General features: G+C 38.5%; 1 protein-coding gene. It reads left to right on the plus strand.

Annotated features, from left to right (window positions below):
- Positions 1-6 precede the first annotated feature (6 nt).
- Positions 7-891, plus strand: a complete 885-nt coding sequence (locus tag C900_RS26930) for an IS982 family transposase (RefSeq protein WP_040497655.1) — start codon at positions 7-9, stop codon at positions 889-891.
- The last annotated feature ends 28 nt before the right edge of the window (positions 892-919 follow it).

Here is a 919-nt window from a genome sequence, read left to right on the forward strand (position 1 = left end):
TCTAAAATTACCGAAATTTTTTGTTCTATTGATGATTTCTGCCTCGATTTTGTGCCTAAATACCAAAAACTACTTTTGGGGACTAAAAAACGCAACAAACCCTCTAAATTGCATTTATCTGAGATCATGACTATCCAGGTATTATTCCATTTTTCCGGTTACAGGAATTTCAAGACCTTTTACAATGGTTATGTGCGACACCACCTGCGCTCGTTTTTTCCTAATACTGTTAGCTATAACCGAATGGTGGAATTGAAAAGTGAGAGCCTGGTGCCTCTGGCCATCTACCTAAAGAGTATGGCTACTGGTGATTGTACCGGGATTAGTTTTATCGACAGCACGCCTTTGAGGGTATGTCACAATAGGCGCATTCATAATCATAAAGTTTTTGAGGGGCTGGCTACCAGGGGCCATTGTTCCATAGGATGGTTTTATGGGTTTAAATTGCATATAATCACTTCTGAAACAGGTGAAATTGTTGATTTTATGCTGACCCAAGGCAATGTGGATGACCGAAAACCACTCCATATGGAAGGATTTATTAAAAAGTTATTTGGTAAGTTATTCGGAGATAAGGGGTATATCAGCAAGCAACTCTTCAGTCAATTATTCTTCAGGGGGGTGCACCTTGTCACCAAACTAAAGCGCAACATGAAATCAAAATCGATTACACCAGTAATGGATGCCATACTTTTAAGGAAAAGGGCCATCTGCGAAACCATTATTGACCAACTGAAAAATATATTTCAAGTAGAGCACTCCAGACATAGAAGCCCATCCAATTTCTTCAATAATATCTTCTCGGCATTAATCGCATATAACTTTTCCGAGAAAAAACCCTCTCTCAAAATCCAATTTCAAGATACAAAACAGCTCATTTTGCCCCTCTGATTAGTATCTTTATATCGAACTCACGTTA

It is taken from the genome of Fulvivirga imtechensis AK7 (assembly GCF_000331535.1).
GTDB lineage: Bacteria > Bacteroidota > Bacteroidia > Cytophagales > Cyclobacteriaceae > Fulvivirga > Fulvivirga imtechensis.